The 15,519-nt window shown below is 57.6% G+C and carries 15 protein-coding genes; all 15 read right to left on the bottom strand.

The features are described from left to right. Position 1 precedes the first annotated feature (1 nt). The 15 genes from FIL88_RS04740 to FIL88_RS04670 all read right to left on the bottom strand — a co-directional run bounded on the left by FIL88_RS04740 (position 2) and on the right by FIL88_RS04670 (position 15,519). Entirely contained in the window at positions 2-1,663 is a 1,662-nt protein-coding gene (locus FIL88_RS04740; RefSeq protein ID WP_142852644.1) for a ribonuclease J, read from the bottom strand. Then, positions 1,660-2,439, bottom strand: coding sequence for a type III pantothenate kinase (locus FIL88_RS04735; RefSeq protein ID WP_142852643.1), 780 nt, complete (start codon positions 2,437-2,439; stop codon positions 1,660-1,662). The genes FIL88_RS04740 and FIL88_RS04735 overlap by 4 nt, the downstream gene beginning before the upstream one ends. Positions 2,440-2,450: 11 nt before the next feature. After that, on the bottom strand, positions 2,451-3,203 hold the full coding sequence (locus tag FIL88_RS04730; RefSeq protein WP_142853448.1) for a biotin--[acetyl-CoA-carboxylase] ligase: 753 nt from the start codon (positions 3,201-3,203) through the stop codon (positions 2,451-2,453). Between the two features lie 4 nt (positions 3,204-3,207). Continuing rightward, positions 3,208-4,644: an NADH-quinone oxidoreductase subunit NuoN gene (nuoN, locus tag FIL88_RS04725; RefSeq protein ID WP_142852642.1), complete on the bottom strand. Its 1,437-nt coding sequence runs from the start codon at positions 4,642-4,644 to the stop codon at positions 3,208-3,210. Positions 4,645-4,656: 12 nt separating this feature from the next. Continuing rightward, positions 4,657-6,201, bottom strand: coding sequence for an NADH-quinone oxidoreductase subunit M (locus tag FIL88_RS04720; RefSeq protein WP_142852641.1), 1,545 nt, complete (start codon positions 6,199-6,201; stop codon positions 4,657-4,659). Continuing rightward, positions 6,201-8,363, bottom strand: coding sequence for an NADH-quinone oxidoreductase subunit L (gene nuoL, locus FIL88_RS04715; protein WP_142852640.1), 2,163 nt, complete (start codon positions 8,361-8,363; stop codon positions 6,201-6,203). Before nuoL ends, FIL88_RS04720 begins: the two co-directional genes overlap by 1 nt. A 6-nt stretch (positions 8,364-8,369) precedes the next feature. Next, positions 8,370-8,675, bottom strand: coding sequence for an NADH-quinone oxidoreductase subunit NuoK (gene nuoK / locus FIL88_RS04710; RefSeq protein ID WP_142852639.1), 306 nt, complete (start codon positions 8,673-8,675; stop codon positions 8,370-8,372). 79 nt (positions 8,676-8,754) lie between these two features. Next, on the bottom strand, positions 8,755-9,369 hold the full coding sequence (locus FIL88_RS04705; RefSeq protein ID WP_142852638.1) for an NADH-quinone oxidoreductase subunit J: 615 nt from the start codon (positions 9,367-9,369) through the stop codon (positions 8,755-8,757). After that, positions 9,366-9,773, bottom strand: coding sequence for a carboxymuconolactone decarboxylase family protein (locus tag FIL88_RS04700; RefSeq protein ID WP_142852637.1), 408 nt, complete (start codon positions 9,771-9,773; stop codon positions 9,366-9,368). The genes FIL88_RS04705 and FIL88_RS04700 overlap by 4 nt, the downstream gene beginning before the upstream one ends. 9 nt (positions 9,774-9,782) lie before the next feature. Then, positions 9,783-10,274 (bottom strand): NADH-quinone oxidoreductase subunit NuoI, encoded by a 492-nt coding sequence (gene nuoI, locus FIL88_RS04695; RefSeq protein WP_142852636.1) that lies wholly within the window; start codon positions 10,272-10,274, stop codon positions 9,783-9,785. A 3-nt stretch (positions 10,275-10,277) separates the two neighbouring features. Continuing rightward, positions 10,278-11,315, bottom strand: coding sequence for an NADH-quinone oxidoreductase subunit NuoH (nuoH, locus tag FIL88_RS04690; RefSeq protein WP_142852635.1), 1,038 nt, complete (start codon positions 11,313-11,315; stop codon positions 10,278-10,280). 36 nt (positions 11,316-11,351) lie between these two features. Then, positions 11,352-13,373, bottom strand: a complete 2,022-nt coding sequence (nuoG, locus tag FIL88_RS04685) for an NADH-quinone oxidoreductase subunit NuoG (protein ID WP_142852634.1) — start codon at positions 13,371-13,373, stop codon at positions 11,352-11,354. 59 nt (positions 13,374-13,432) lie between these two features. After that, positions 13,433-13,846, bottom strand: a complete 414-nt coding sequence (locus FIL88_RS04680) for a DUF5333 domain-containing protein (RefSeq protein WP_142852633.1) — start codon at positions 13,844-13,846, stop codon at positions 13,433-13,435. 146 nt (positions 13,847-13,992) lie between these two features. Then, positions 13,993-15,288 carry an NADH-quinone oxidoreductase subunit NuoF gene (gene nuoF, locus FIL88_RS04675; protein ID WP_142852632.1) on the bottom strand — a complete coding sequence of 432 codons (1,296 nt, stop codon included), beginning with the start codon at positions 15,286-15,288 and terminating at the stop codon, positions 13,993-13,995. 6 nt (positions 15,289-15,294) lie between these two features. Next, complete coding sequence (locus FIL88_RS04670) at positions 15,295-15,519, bottom strand: DUF5337 domain-containing protein (protein WP_142852631.1); 225 nt, start codon at positions 15,517-15,519, stop codon at positions 15,295-15,297.

Here is a 15,519-nt window from a genome sequence, read left to right as displayed (position 1 = left end):
ATCACTCTAACCTGCTCACCACAATCGTCGCCTCAGGTTTGCGGCCGATTTCGTCATTGGTGGTTTTGCGGGCAATACGCTTCAGTTCATCCGCCAGCTTATCTTCATCGCGCAACGTTTTGTTCGAGGCTCGCATTAGGAATTGGCCCAGATCCTCTTCCAGCACGTCAACCAGCGGCGCTTTTGAATGCCCAACCTCGGGCAAGCCCATCAGTTCGACCCACGGCTCGCCCAATGGCTCATCCCCGTCCAGAATAACGTTCACGATCACATGACCGTTCAGCGCCAGTCGGATCCGATCGCGGACGATCCCGTCCAAAGCGCCGATCAGAATGTCGCCATCCAGATAAATCCGATCCGTTTCAACATGTTCGACCACACGAGGCGCATCGCCTGTCAGATCACAAACTGCCCCGTTCACCACGACCATCGAAGCACGGCCGCTTTGCTCTGCCAGCTTCGCATGTTCGCGCAGATGGCGGTGTTCGCCATGCATCGGAATGACCATCTGCGGATTGATAATGTCATGCACGCGTAGCAAATCCGGGCGATTGGCATGGCCCGAGACATGATAGCGGTCGTTCTCGGCCACCAGTTCCACCCCCATTTCCGAGAATGCGTTCATGATGCGGATCACGCCGCGCTCGTTGCCCGGAATTGTCTTGGACGAGAACAGGAACATATCCCCTTCCGCCATTTTCAGCCCCATATACTTGCCACGCGCCAGTTGGGCCGAGGCCGCACGGCGTTCGCCCTGCGAGCCGGTCACGATCAGCATCAGGTTTTCGCGCGGGATATCACGGGCGTCTTCCGGCGTCACTGTGGTTGGGAAATCATGCAGAACTGAGGTTTCAATCCCTGCCTGGATCATCCGGCGCATGGCCCGACCTAACAGACAGACCGAGCGGCCTGCGGCCTTCCCTGCATCCGCCAATTGCTTTACCCGCGCGACATTCGACGCAAAGGTGGTCGCCACAACCATCTGCGGCGCATCCTTGATCAACTGGGTCAACTCGGGACCAACTTCGGCCTCTGATCGGCCCGGCGCAGGCGAAAACACGTTGGTGGAATCGCAGACCAGAGCCTTCACGCCCGGCTTTGCCACTTCACGCCACAGCTCTTCATCGAACGCATCGCCCAGAACTGGGGTTTCATCCAGCTTGAAGTCACCTGTGTGCACCACGCGGCCCGCGGGCGAGTCGATCACCAGCCCCGCACTTTCCGGGATCGAGTGGCTAAGCGGCAGATAGCTGACTTTGAACGGTCCTGCATCGATCACCTGCGGATAGACATCAGCGGTGATCACGACCTCGGGCACCTGACCCGCCTCCTCCAGCTTGCGCTGCGCGTGATAGCGGGTGAAGGGGCGTGCATGGATCGGCACGTTCAGCTTCGAATACAGACGCCCCACTGCGCCCACGTGATCCTCGTGCGCATGGGTAATGAAGATGGCTTCCAGCCGGTCAACATTTTCAACCAGCCACGAAATATCGGGCATGATCAGGTTCACACCCGGCGTCGTGTCCATATCCGGGAAGGTCACGCCCAAATCCACAAGGATCAGACGTTCCTTACCGGGCTTGCCATAGCCATAGACATAGGCGTTCATGCCGATCTCGCCGGCGCCCCCCAATGGGAGGTAAATCAGACGGTCAGCACTCATATGTTGCCCTGTTCCTTATTGTAATCGTAGATGCGCACAAGCCCGTGCATGGTCAGATCTTCATCGATCTTATCGTATAGTTGCGCGCCTTGTTCAAAGAGCGGCGCAAGCCCTCCTGTGCCGATGACCTTCATGGGAAGGCCGTATTCGTCTTTCACTTTCTGGACCAGCCCCTGCACAAGGCCCACATAACCCCAGAAAATGCCAGATTGGATGCAGCCCACTGTGTTGGTCCCTATCACCTTTTCGGGTTGGGTCACATCCACATGTGGAAGGGCGGCGGCACCTTGGTGCAATGCTTCAAGCGACAGGTTCACGCCGGGTGCAATCACGCCGCCGATATAGGCGCCATCATGGGCCACGACGTCGATGTTTGTGGCGGTTCCGAAATCCACCACCATACTATCGCCGCCATAGCGTTCGAACCCGGCCACCGCGTTGGCCAGGCGGTCGGGACCGGGCGTGGTGCCCTGATCCACGCGTGGGGCGACAGGCAAAAGGCAGTCCGGCTTGCCCACCACAAGGGGGCGACAGCCAAAGAAGCGATCAGCAAAGACACGCAAGTTCCAAACCACGCGCGGCACGGTCGAGCTGATCGCCACCCCGGTGATCTGCGGGTCAATCTTGTAGTGACTGATTAGCGTCGAGAACCACGTGAAATAGGCATCTGCCGTGCGCGAATGGTGGGTCGAGGTTCTGAGCGTGCACAGAAACTTCTCGCCATCCCAGATCGAGAAGACGGTGTTCGTATTGCCGCAGTCAATGGCCAGAAGCATGAGCCACTCCTTTAGAAAAAGATCTCGGCCGCGGGGATCACCTCACGCGCTTTGGCCGTTGATAAGACAAGGTTGCCAGCCGCGTCTACTGTTTCAAATCGTCCCACATACTCGTCTCGGGTGGTGCGGGCTGTAATAACCTCGCCCAGACGGGCGGCGCGGGTCAGCCAGGCCTCTCGGATTGGATCGAACCCATATGTGGTGAACTGGGTTTCATAGTGTTGATAGGCAGGGGCCAGAAAGCTCAGAAACTCTTCTGGCGTAAGCTGCACTCCGGTCTCGCCTGCCAAACTAACCGGCGCGACGGCTTTGGCTTCGACCTGTGCCGTCTGCGGCGCATCGATTAGATTCACACCGATCCCGATGGCGATGTGACTGACGTGTCCGCCTGCAAGGCCCGCACTTTCCAGAAGGATACCTGCAACCTTGCCGCCATTTAGCAGCACATCGTTGGGCCACTTAAGGGATAAGCCCGATACGCGCCCAGTGGCCGTCGCGAATGCATCATAAAGCGCCAAGGATGCTACAAAGCTGCGCAGCGCGACCTGATCCGGGGTTTCATTGGGGCGCATAACCAACGTGGCCGAGAAATGGCCGCGTGGTGCTGCCCATGGCCTGCCCCGACGTCCGCGCCCGGCGGTTTGTTCCAGCGCAAGCACCCATGTGGGCCCCAAAAGGCCCGGCGCGATACGCCGGGCCTCTTCATTGGTGCTGTCCACACTGGCCAGAATGCGTTTTTCAACGCCATCAGGCCATTTGGGCAGTCCGTTATCTGACAAGAGCTTCTGCAGCGGCGGCCGCCGCGCCTTCAATGCCAAAGAAGTTCACAACGCCCAGCAGGATGATCGCAGCCGATCCCATCAGAGCAACCCATGCAGCAGGCGACATGTTCAGCTCGATGCCCTCGCCTTCCTCACCGAAATACATGAAGTACACGATGCGCAGGTAATAGAAGGCACCGATTACCGACGCGATCACACCAGCGACCGCCAGCCATGCCATCCCGGCCTGAACTGCAGCGATCAACACACCATATTTGGCAAAGAAACCCAGCATTGGCGGAACACCAGCAAGCGAGAATAGCAGGATCAGCATTGCCAGACCCTTGGTTTTGTCCTTCACAGCAAACTGGTTCAACGAAGCGATATCAGCAACCGGACGGCCATCACGCTCCATCGACATAATGAAAGCGAAGGTGCCGATGTTCATGGTCAGATAGACCGCCATGTACAGCAGCATGGATTGCACACCATATTCACTGCCTGCAGCCAGCCCCAGCAGGGCGAAGCCCATATGGGCAATCGACGAATATGCCATCAGGCGCTTGATGTTGGTTTGGCCAATCGCGGCGAACGCACCAAGGAACATGGACAGGACCGCCAGCAGCGCGATGATCTGCTGCCAATCACCAACAGCTTGACCGAATGCGTCAAACAGCACGCGGGCAAACAGGCCCATCGCAGCCAGTTTCGGTGCGGTGGCGAAGAAGGCCGTGACCGGGGTCGGCGCGCCTTCGTACACATCCGGGGTCCACATGTGGAACGGCACGGCCGAGACCTTGAAGGCCAGACCGGCAGTCACGAAGACCAGACCGATCAACAGCCCCAGTCCCACATGCCCGTCATTCGCCGCACCAATAATGCCCGAGAACAGCGTGGTGCCAGAATAGCCATAGACCAGTGACGAACCATACAGAAGCAGACCGGAGGACAGCGCACCCAACACGAAGTATTTCAGACCGGCTTCGGTCGACTTCACGCTGTCACGGTTCAGCGATGCAACGACGTAAAGCGACAGCGATTGCAGTTCGAGCCCCATGTAAAGCGTCATCAGGTCGCCTGCCGACACCATGACCATCATGCCGACGGTGCCCAGTGTCACAAGGATCGGGTACTCGAATTTCAGAAGACCACGACGCGCCATGGTCGCTTCGCCCATAACCAGAACCGCAGCGGCGGCCAGCAGGATCGCAACCTTGGCGAAACGCGAATAGGCGTCATCAAGGAACATCCCGTTGAATGCCGCGGTGTTTCCGTCTCCGCCTGCGACCATCAGGGCCACGACGACCATGACGGCACCCGTGATCCACGTGATTGGCTTGGCCATCCCATCCTTCGATGTATAGACCGCAGCCAGCAATGCCACCATCGCATAGACCGCCAGGATCAGCTCAGGCAGAACCGTTTGAATATCAACAGAGCTCATCTTTCGCTCTCCTTAATGCGATGCGGCCTGAGCCATCTCTGCAGCATCTGCAGGAATGGCGGCGTGGAAGTTGATCAACAGCGCCTCAACCGAGGGGCCGATGATGTCCGTGACCAGCGACGGATAGACACCCAGAAGCAAGGTCATGAAGACGAGCGGTGCAAAGATTGCTTTTTCGCGCGCATTCATCTCGGTGATCGACTTCAGGCTTTCCTTGATCAGGTCGCCAAAGACGACGCGGCGATAGAGGTAAAGCGCATAAGCGGCCGAGAAGATCACGCCAGAGGTCGCAACCAGAGCAACCCATGTGTTGGCCTTGAACATGCCGACCAGCGTCAGGAATTCACCAACGAATCCCGAGGTGCCCGGAAGGCCCACATTCGCCATGGTGAAGAACATGAAGATCAGCGCGTAAGCTGGCATGCGGTTCACAAGGCCGCCATAGGCGTCGATTTCGCGGGTATGCATGCGGTCATAAATGACGCCAACACACAAGAAGAGAGCGCCCGAGATGAAACCATGGCTGATCATCTGGAAAATCGCCCCGTCCAGACCTTGCTGGTTCAGCGCGAAGATACCGGCGGTGACATAGCCCATGTGGGCAACCGACGAATAGGCAATCAGCTTTTTCATGTCTTCCTGAACCAGCGCGACCAGCGAGGTATAGACGATGGCAATCGCCGACATCCACAGGACGAAGCACGCCATAACGTCCGCCCCGACCGGGAACATTGGCAGGCTGAAACGCAGGAAACCATAGCCACCCATTTTCAGAAGGATCGCAGCCAACACGACCGAACCAGCGGTCGGCGCTTGGACGTGTGCGTCAGGCAACCAGGTGTGCACCGGCCACATCGGCATCTTCACGGCGAAGCTTGCAAAGAAGGCAAGGAACAGAAGCGTCTGCGCGCCACCCACGATCTGGATGCCCAGCAGGCTGAAATCCTCGGATCCGAAGCTGTGGTTCATCAGGGTCGGGATATCCGTGGTGCCCGCATCGACGAACATATAGATCATCGCGACCAGCATCAGGACCGAGCCCAGAAACGTGTATAGGAAGAACTTGAAGGACGCATAGATGCGGTCCTTGCCGCCCCAGATACCAATGATCAGGAACATCGGGATCAGGCCTGCTTCGAAGAACAAGTAGAACAGCACCAGATCCAGCGCCATGAAGACGCCCAGCATCAGGGTCTCGAGCAGCAGGAAGGCGATCATGTATTCCTTCACGCGGGACGTGACGCCCCAGCTGGCCCAGATGGTCAGTGGCATCATGAAGGTGGTGAGCATCACAAACAGGACCGAGATCCCGTCGACACCCATCTTGTATTTCAGGCCCATGATCCACTCGCCCTCTTCCACGAACTGAAAGCCCGTATCGGCGGGGTCAAAGCCAATGATCACCAGAAGCGAGAACAGGAAGGTCGCCACCGTCGCCGCCAGCGCAAGGTATTTCGCGTTGCGATTGGCCGCCTCATCCTCGCCGCGCAGAAACAGCGCAAGGATCACCGCTGCAACCAGCGGCAGGAAGGTGATGATGGAAAGCAGGTTATTCATTAGTGCGCACCACCCGAGAAGAGGATCATGATTGTCACCAAAGCGACGATGCCAAGGACCATCGCGAAGGCATAAGAGAAGACGTAACCGGTCTGTGCGCGGCCCGCCTGTTTGGTGAACCAAGGCACGATGCCCATCGCCACGCCATTCAGGAAGCCGTCAATCACATTGCCGTCGCCGCGTTTCCACAAGAACCGTCCGATTGCAAAGGCGGGCTTGACGAAAAGGATGTCGTAGATCTCGTCGAAGTACCATTTGTTCAGAAGGAACTGATAGATAATCGGGAACGTCGCTGCGAGGCGTTTGGGCAACGACGGGTTCACGATGTAGAACCAGAACGCCGTGACGAAACCGATGATCATGGCGATGAAAGGCGAGACCTTGACCCATTTCGGAACATAGTGCGCGTCATGCAGGACGTGGTTGTCGGCTGCCATGAAGATTGCGCCTTTCGGGGCTTCTATGTGATGGGCAGCAGCAACGGGTGCGTGGGACGGGTCTGCCATGGTTTCGGCATGCGCCTCGTCCGTGGCGTGGGCCGCGTCATCGTGGCCGTGGTCATCCGCTGCGTGATCGTTGGTTGCATGATCGTCACCGTGGCTGTCAGCAGCTTCGCCATGGTTGGCGGAAACATGCGCCTCGATGCCAAAGAACTTCTGCACCTGCTCTTCTTTCCCGAAGAACGATCCATACCAGATCATGCCAGCAAAGATCGCGCCCAAGGCCAGAACACCCAGCGGGATGGTCATGACCAGCGGGCTTTCATGTGCGTGCTCATGCGTGTGCTTGTCGCCGCGCGCCTTGCCATAGAAGGTCATGAACATCAGGCGCCAGCTATAGAAGCTGGTGAACAGCGCGGCAATGACCAGCATCCAGAAGGCATAACCGCCTTGCGTGCCTGCATAAGCGCTTTCGATGATCGCGTCTTTCGACAGGAAGCCCGCAAAGCCGATGGTGGTCAGCGGAATGCCGACGCCGGTGATGGCCAGCGTGCCGATCATCATCGCCCAAAAAGTGATGGGCAATTTCTTACGCAGGTTGCCATAGTTGCGCATATCCTGTTCGTGATGCATCCCGTGGATGACCGAACCGGCCCCAAGGAACAGCATCGCCTTGAAGAAGGCGTGGGTGAACAGGTGGAACATGGCGACCGAGTAGACACCGACGCCAGCCGCCACGAACATATAGCCCAGCTGCGAACAGGTCGAATAGGCGATCACGCGTTTGATGTCGTTTTGCACAAGACCCACGGTGGCCGCGAAGAACGCGGTGGTGGCACCAAGGAAGACGATGAAACCTGTGGCTTCAGGAGCATACTCCATCAGCGGCGACATGCGGCAGACCAAGAAGACACCGGCGGTCACCATGGTTGCAGCGTGGATCAGCGCCGACACAGGGGTCGGGCCTTCCATCGCGTCCGGCAGCCACGTGTGCAGGATTAACTGCGCCGATTTACCCATGGCTCCGACAAACAGCAGGAAGGCCAGAAGGTTGGCCGCGTTCCAGTCGCGCCATAGGAAGTGCAGCTCGGTCTCGGCCAAAGCCGGGGCGGCTGCGAAGACATCGTCAAAGCGGATGCTGTCGGTCAGATAGAACAGGCCGAAGATGCCAAGCGCGAAGCCGAAGTCACCCACACGGTTGACCACGAAGGCTTTGATCGCCGCCGCGTTGGCCGAGGGTTTCTTATAGTAAAAGCCAATCAGCAGATACGAGGCCACACCCACGCCTTCCCAGCCAAAGAACATCTGAAGCAGGTTGTCCGAGGTCACCAGCATCAACATGGTGAAGGTGAAGAAGGACAGATAGGCGAAGAAACGGGGACGATAGCTTTCGCCCTCAAACTGCGGATCGTGGGCCATGTAGCCCATGGAATAAAGGTGAACGAGCGACGAGACCGAGGTCACAACGATCAACATGATCGCGGTCAGGCGATCCAACCGGATCGACCAGTCAACGCTTAAGGAGCCCGACTGCACCCAATCCATCAGGTGAATGGTCTGTGTTTCAGACCCCAACCCAAGGAATGTGATCCACGACAACGCGGCGGCCAAAAACAGCAGCCCCGTCGTCAGAATTTGCGCGCCCTTGTCCCCGATAAACCGGTGACCAAAGCCCGCGATCAGCGCGCCGATAAGGGGGGCAAAAAGGATGATCTGTGTCATTTGCCTTTAGCCTTTCATCACGTTGACGTCTTCGACAGCAATCGTGCCGCGGTTGCGGAAGAAGCTGACAAGGATCGCCAGACCAATGGCAGCTTCAGCAGCGGCCACAGTCAAAACAAACAGCGTGAAAACCTGCCCCGTCAGATCGCCCAGATAGGCCGAGAACGCGACAAGGTTGATGTTCACGGACAGAAGCATCAGTTCGATCGACATCAGAAGGATGATGACGTTCTTACGGTTCAGGAAGAGCCCGAAAATGCCGATGACGAACAGCGCCGCACCAACTGCGAGATAATGTTCAAGACCTACCATTAGATGTCTTCCCTTCCATTCCGGGCCGCACTGCCGGTGCAGTTGACCCCTGTATTCTTAGAAATGCTCATCTCAGCCCTCAAAGCCCCTGCCCCGGTTTCACGTCGATGATCTCCATCGCTTTGGCCGGGTCGCGGTGCATCTGGGCGACCACGTTCTGACGCTTCACGTTGGTACGGTGGCGCAGGGTCAGGACGATGGCGCCAATCATGGCGACCAGCAGAATTAGGCCTGCCAGTTGGAAAAGCAGGATGTAGTCGGTGTAAAGGATCTGCCCCAGCGCCTGCGTGTTATGGGCGACATCCAGTGCGGGCGTGACCGAAACACGCGCCGCCATTGCCCCGTCCGAGAACTGCCAGACACCGAAGATCGTGCCCAGCTCCATCAGAAGGATCACACCGATCAACAGCGCCAGCGGCAGAGATTTCGACATCTCGGCCTTTAGGGCTGCGAAGTCCACGTCCAGCATCATGACAACGAATAGGAACAGCACCGCGACCGCGCCCACATAGACGATCATCAGAAGCATCGCCACGAACTCGGCGCCCAAAAGGACGAACAAGCCCGTTGCGCCGATGAAGGCGGTGATCAGCCATAGGACCGAGTGGACGGGGTTTCTTGACACAACAGTAAAGAACCCGCCGACCACGGTGGTCAGGGCAAAGAGGTAAAAGGCGAAATCGGCAACGCTCATGCGTCCCCCTCCTGATTTTCGTCAAAGACGGCTTGCGCTTCTTCAAGCGCCCGGTTCATCGCCGGAAGGCCGCCCAACATGGACATTTGATAGATCACTTCCGCGATCTCTTTCTCGGACGCGCCTGCTTCTAAAGCATGGCGCACGGTGACTTTGATCTGCGGACCAGTTTGCGCGCCAGCCGCAACCAGACCAGCAAGGGCCACCAACATGCGGGTTTTGGCGTCCAGCCCGTCCTTGTTGAACGTATTGCCGAACATCATGTCCATCATGTCTTTCGGCATGGTGGGCATCAGCTTGTCGAGACCTTCAGGAACGAACTTCTCGAGCGCTGGATTGAAGGCGCGAAGCATCAAGGTGCCCTGCTCCATCATCTCGGCGTATTTTTTTGAAAAGTCGTTCATTGGGTTTCCTTAGCGATAGGGCGCATCAAGTTCGATGTTGCGCGCGATCTCGGCTTCCCAACGTTCGCCGTTCTCAAGAAGTTTTTCCTTGTCATAGAACAGCTCTTCACGGGTTTCGGTGGCAAACTCGAAATTCGGACCTTCGACGATCGCATCCACCGGGCAGGCTTCCTGACAGAAGCCACAATAGATGCATTTGGTCATGTCGATGTCATAGCGCGTGGTGCGGCGCGAGCCATCGTCTCGGGGTTCCGCGTCGATGGTGATGGCCTGTGCAGGGCAGATCGCCTCGCATAGTTTACAAGCGATGCAGCGCTCTTCCCCGTTGGGGTAACGGCGCAGCGCATGTTCACCACGGAAACGTGGGCTGAGCGGACCCTTTTCAAACGGGTAGTTGATCGTCGCCTTCTTCGAGAAGAAGTATTTCAGACCCAATTGGAACCCTTTGAAGAAGTCCATCAACAGGAAGTATTTTGTTGCGCGTGCGTAATCAAATACCATCGATCAGCCCCCCACAGTCCAGCGGGCATAAGCGCCCCAGAATGCCCCGTATTGGGCGAAGAATGCGACCAGAACGACCCAGCCCAGCGATAGGGGCAGGAAGACTTTCCAGCCAATGCGCATCAGTTGGTCATAGCGGTAGCGCGGCGTGATGGCCTTGACCATCGAGAAGACGAAGAAGAAAAAGAAGATCTTCGCAAACAGCCACAGGATACCATCCGGCAGCGCCTCGACCGGGGACAGCCAGCCGCCGAAGAACAGGATCGAGATCAGTGTACACATCAGAACGATGGCCACATATTCACCAATCATGAACAGAAGGAAGGGCGTGGACGAGTATTCCACCTGATAGCCTGCCACCAGTTCCGACTCCGCTTCTGGCAAGTCAAACGGCGGGCGGTTGGTTTCCGCCAAGGCCGAGATCAGGAACAGGAAGACCATCGGGAAGTGTGGCAGCCAATACCAGCTGAGCAATCCCTTACCGTCTTGCGCGTTCACGATGTCACCAAAGTTCATCGATCCGGTCGAGATGATCACACCGATGATGATCAGACCGATCGAGACTTCATAGGAAATCATCTGCGCAGCCGAGCGCAGCGAGCCAAGGAACGGGTATTTCGAGTTCGATGCCCAGCCGCCCATAATCACGCCGTACACCTCAAGCGAGGAGACCGCGAAGACGAACAGGATCGCCACGTTCACATCGGCCAGAACCCAGCCGTCGTTGAACGGGATCACCGCCCAGGCGACCATGGCCAGCACAAAGCTCAGCATCGGGGCCAGCATGAAGACAAACCGGTCCGCGCCTGCGGGCACCACGATTTCCTTCAGCACATATTTCAGGAAGTCCGCGAAGGACTGCAAGACGCCAAATGCGCCAACCACGTTGGGACCCTTGCGCAGCTGAACAGCCGCCCAGACCTTGCGGTCGAAATAGAGCAGAAAGGCCAGCGCCACCAGAAGTGGGACCACGATCAGCAGACACTGACCAATGATCAAAAGCGCGATGCCCAGATTTGTTGTGGTGAAGAATTCATACATATCTCTTCAAGCCCTCAGACCGTAGGTAATCATATTTCATTCAGCAGCCAGCGATGCTGCCGTGCGGGCGCGCGCCTGCGCAGACAGTTCGGCCATGACTTCCGACGCCCGCGCAATCGGGTTGGTCAGATAGAAATCACCAATCACATAGCGGAAGGACGCGTTGCCCATCTTTTCGACCGGAAGCGGCTGCCATTCGTTTTCTGCCACCTGATCAACACCGCCCAGAACAGGAGCAGATTCGACCATCGCGCGGCGCAGACCGGCCTGCGTGTCCCACGGCAGTGTCGCGCCCAGCTCGGCCGACAAAGCCCGCAGGATTGCCCAGTTTTCCTTGGCCTCACCCGGCGCGAAATTGGCACGCAAAGCAACTTGCGGGCGGCCTTCGGTATTGACGAAAAGCCCGCTTTCCTCGGTATAGGCAGCGCCCGGCAGGATCACGTCAGCACGCATTGCACCGCGGTCACCGTGGCTGCCCTGATAGATCACAAACGGACCGTCGCCGATTTCGATCTCATCCGCACCCATGTTGAAGATGACGTCAGCGCCAGCAGTCGCGGCGTCCAAACCACCTTCGGTCACGGCACCCAGATCCATAGCGCCCACACGACCCGCAGCGGTGTGCAGGATCATCAGCTTGGAACCCGTGTCTTCGGCCAGTTTCATCGCGTTCGACAACACGGCCAGGCCATCGGCCTCGCGCAGGGCACCCTGCCCCACGATCACGACGGACGGCGCGTCTTTGACAGCACCATAATCCTTGCCCACGATGCTATCCAACGCCGCACGGTCATTGCCGACATGCGCATAATCATAGGTCAGATCGGCGGCTTCACCGACCAGACCGACCTCGGCCCCGTTCAGCCACGCTTTGCGGATCCGAGCGTTCAGAACCGGTGCTTCAACACGCGGGTTGGTGCCGATCAACTGAATGAACTTGGCGTTGTCAATGTCTTCGATCGCCGCGGTACCGACATAGCCCGAACGGTTGCCAATCGGCAGGCGCGCGTTGTCGGTGCGACATTCGACGTTGCCGCCCAGGCCTTCAACAATGGTCTTGAGCGAAAATGCCGCCTCGGCCGAGGCCAGATCACCGATCAGACCGGCAACCTTATTCGCACCCTTCATCGCCTCGGCAGTTTTCGTCAGAGCCTCCCCCCAGGTGGCTTTGCGCAATTTGCCGTTTTCGCGGATGTAAGGCACATCCAGACGCTGACGACGCAGGCCGTCCCAAATGAAGCGCGTCTTGTCGGAAATCCATTCCTCGTTCACGCCGTCATGGTTGCGCGGCAGCACGCGCATGACTTCGCGGCCTTTTGTGTCGACGCGGATGTTCGATCCCAGCGCGTCCATCACGTCGATGGTTTCGGTCTTGGTCAGTTCCCACGGACGGGCGGTGAAGGCGTAAGGTTTCGAGGTCAGCGCACCGACCGGGCACAGGTCAATGATGTTGCCCTGAAGGTTGCTGTTCAGAGTCTGGTTCAGATAGCTGGTGATCTCGGCATCTTCGCCGCGACCGGTTTGGCCCATCTGCGTGATACCTGCGATTTCTGAGGTAAAGCGAACGCAGCGCGTACAGCTGATGCAACGGGTCATCGCCGTGCCAACCAGCGGCCCCAGATCCAGATCATCGACCGAGCGCTTCATCTCGTTAAAGCGGGTGCCGGACATGCCGTAAGCCATGGCCTGATCTTGCAGATCACACTCGCCACCTTGGTCACAGATCGGGCAATCCAGCGGGTGGTTGATCAGCATGAATTCCATCACGCCTTCGCGGGCCTTCTTGACCATGGGCGAGTTGGTTTTCACAACCGGCGGCTGACCTTCCGGACCGGGACGCAAATCGCGCACCTGCATCGCACAACTTGCCGCCGGCTTGGGCGGACCGCCGACGACCTCGACCAGACACATGCGGCAGTTACCCGCAATCGACAGACGTTCGTGATAGCAGAAACGCGGAACTTCGATCCCGGCCACTTCACATGCCTGGATCAGCGTCATCGCGCCATCAACTTCAACTTCCATGTCGTCAATGACGATCTTTTTCAGGTCGCTCATCACGGTCCCTTTTCATTTCGCGGGCCGGGGTTGTCCCCGATCCCGCACGTCTTTGGCGCCTATCCCTCGGTCAGCAATGTGCCCGAGAAGGTGCCTTTTTCCATATTCTCGCGCCCGATGGCGCAATAGCTTGCTTCATTTCCCGGCTTCGCACCGCGTTTGGCCAGCATCGGTTCGGCAATCGCGCGGAAGCGATCCTGCTCGGCCTTACTGTCCACATAATCCATGACCTCGCGGGTCGAATATCCCAACCCAACCGCATGGCTGCGCAGCGAAAACGCCTTGTTCAGCAGGCGGAATTTCCGCAGCGTCAGCGACGAACAGTTCTCGTCAATCAAATACGCAATTGACGCGCCCAACAGCTCGTTATGCATGCGGCTATCTTTACGCAGCGCATCATAATCTGTGGCCGACGCCATCCCAGCAGTTACGGATAGGCCAGCGGCCAGAAGAACAGTTCGTGTACTCATCATGTCAAAACTCCTTTGTTTACAAAGGAGATGGGTATGTCAGGCATTGTCATGCAATAACAACACGCCAAAACGGGCGATAAATCGCCGGTTTTCAGTATGTTGTACTTCACGTTCATTTCCTGGCCTCTACCCTATCAATCGTTGACTCACTCAGCAGCGATGCTGACTTTGCCCTGTTTATTCACGCGAATACGGTCTTCGATTTCATCACGGAAGTTGCGGATCAGGCCCTGGATTGGCCATGCAGCCGCATCCCCCAGCGCACAAATCGTGTGGCCTTCGACTTGTTTGGTCACGTCCCACAGCATGTCGATTTCATCGACATCCGCCTCGCCCTTCACCAAACGATCCATCACGCGCATCATCCAGCCGGTGCCTTCGCGGCACGGCGTACACTGACCGCAGCTTTCATGTTTATAGAATTTCGACAGCCGCCAAATGGCTTTGATGATGTCGGTGGACTGGTCCATCACAATCACTGCCGCAGTCCCAAGACCCGAGCCCAGCTCGCCGCGCAGATAATCGAAATCCATCACCGCGTCGCGCATGTTTTCGCCGCGCACACAGGGCACTGAAGATCCGCCCGGAATAACCGCTTTCAGGTTATCCCAACCGCCACGAATGCCGCCGCAATGCTTCTCAATCAGCTCTTCAAAGCTGATCGACATGGCTTCTTCCACCACGCAGGGGTTGTTTACATGGCCCGAAATGCCAAACAGTTTGGTGCCCGCATTGTTGGGGCGACCGAACGATGCAAACCACTCTGGCCCACGGCGCAGGATGGTCGGTACAACAGCGATCGATTCCACGTTGTTCACTGTGGTCGGGCAGCCGTACAAACCTGCACCCGCCGGGAAAGGCGGCTTCATGCGCGGCATGCCTTTCTTGCCTTCAAGGCTTTCGATCAGCGCGGTTTCTTCACCGCAGATATAGGCCCCTGCCCCGTGATGCAGGAACAGATCAAAATCCCAGCCGGATTTCGCAGCGTTCTTGCCCAAAAGACCCGCGTCATAAGCTTCATCAATCGCCGCTTGCAGCGCTTCACGCTCGCGAATGAATTCGCCGCGAATATAGATATAAGCCGTATTCGCGTTCATCGCGAAAGAGGCGATCAACGCGCCCTCGATCAGCGTATGCGGGTCATGGCGCATGATCTCGCGGTCTTTACAGGTGCCGGGCTCGGATTCATCCGCATTGATAACCAGATAAGCCGGACGCCCATCGCTTTCCTTCGGCATGAAGGACCATTTCAGACCGGTCGGGAAACCAGCCCCACCGCGACCACGAAGACCCGAGGCTTTCATCTGTTCAACGATCCACTCGCGACCCTTTTTGATGATCCCGGCTGTGCCGTCCCAGTGGCCGCGTTGCTTTGCACCTGCAAGGGTGCGCTCGTGCATGCCATAGAGGTTGGTAAAGATCCGGTCTTTATCCTGCAGCATTCGCTTTTATCCTTCATCCGTCTGGCGCTGACGCCAGATCCGATACGTTACAACCAGTCCGAAAACGAAACCGGCCAATGCCAGAAGATCCATCAGGGCCATCGTCCGGTTGGACCACCCAAGTGAATTGCCAGCAAAAGTGCCCCCGACCCACAACACACCGGTCGCCGCGATGACGAGTGCCGCCAAACGCCCCTGACGTGTCTTGTTGTTCTGTGGGTCGGTTGCCAT

This window comes from Aliiroseovarius halocynthiae, from assembly GCF_007004645.1.
Classification (GTDB): domain Bacteria; phylum Pseudomonadota; class Alphaproteobacteria; order Rhodobacterales; family Rhodobacteraceae; genus Aliiroseovarius; species Aliiroseovarius halocynthiae.
This window is presented reverse-complemented; position numbering and strand designations above follow the sequence as displayed.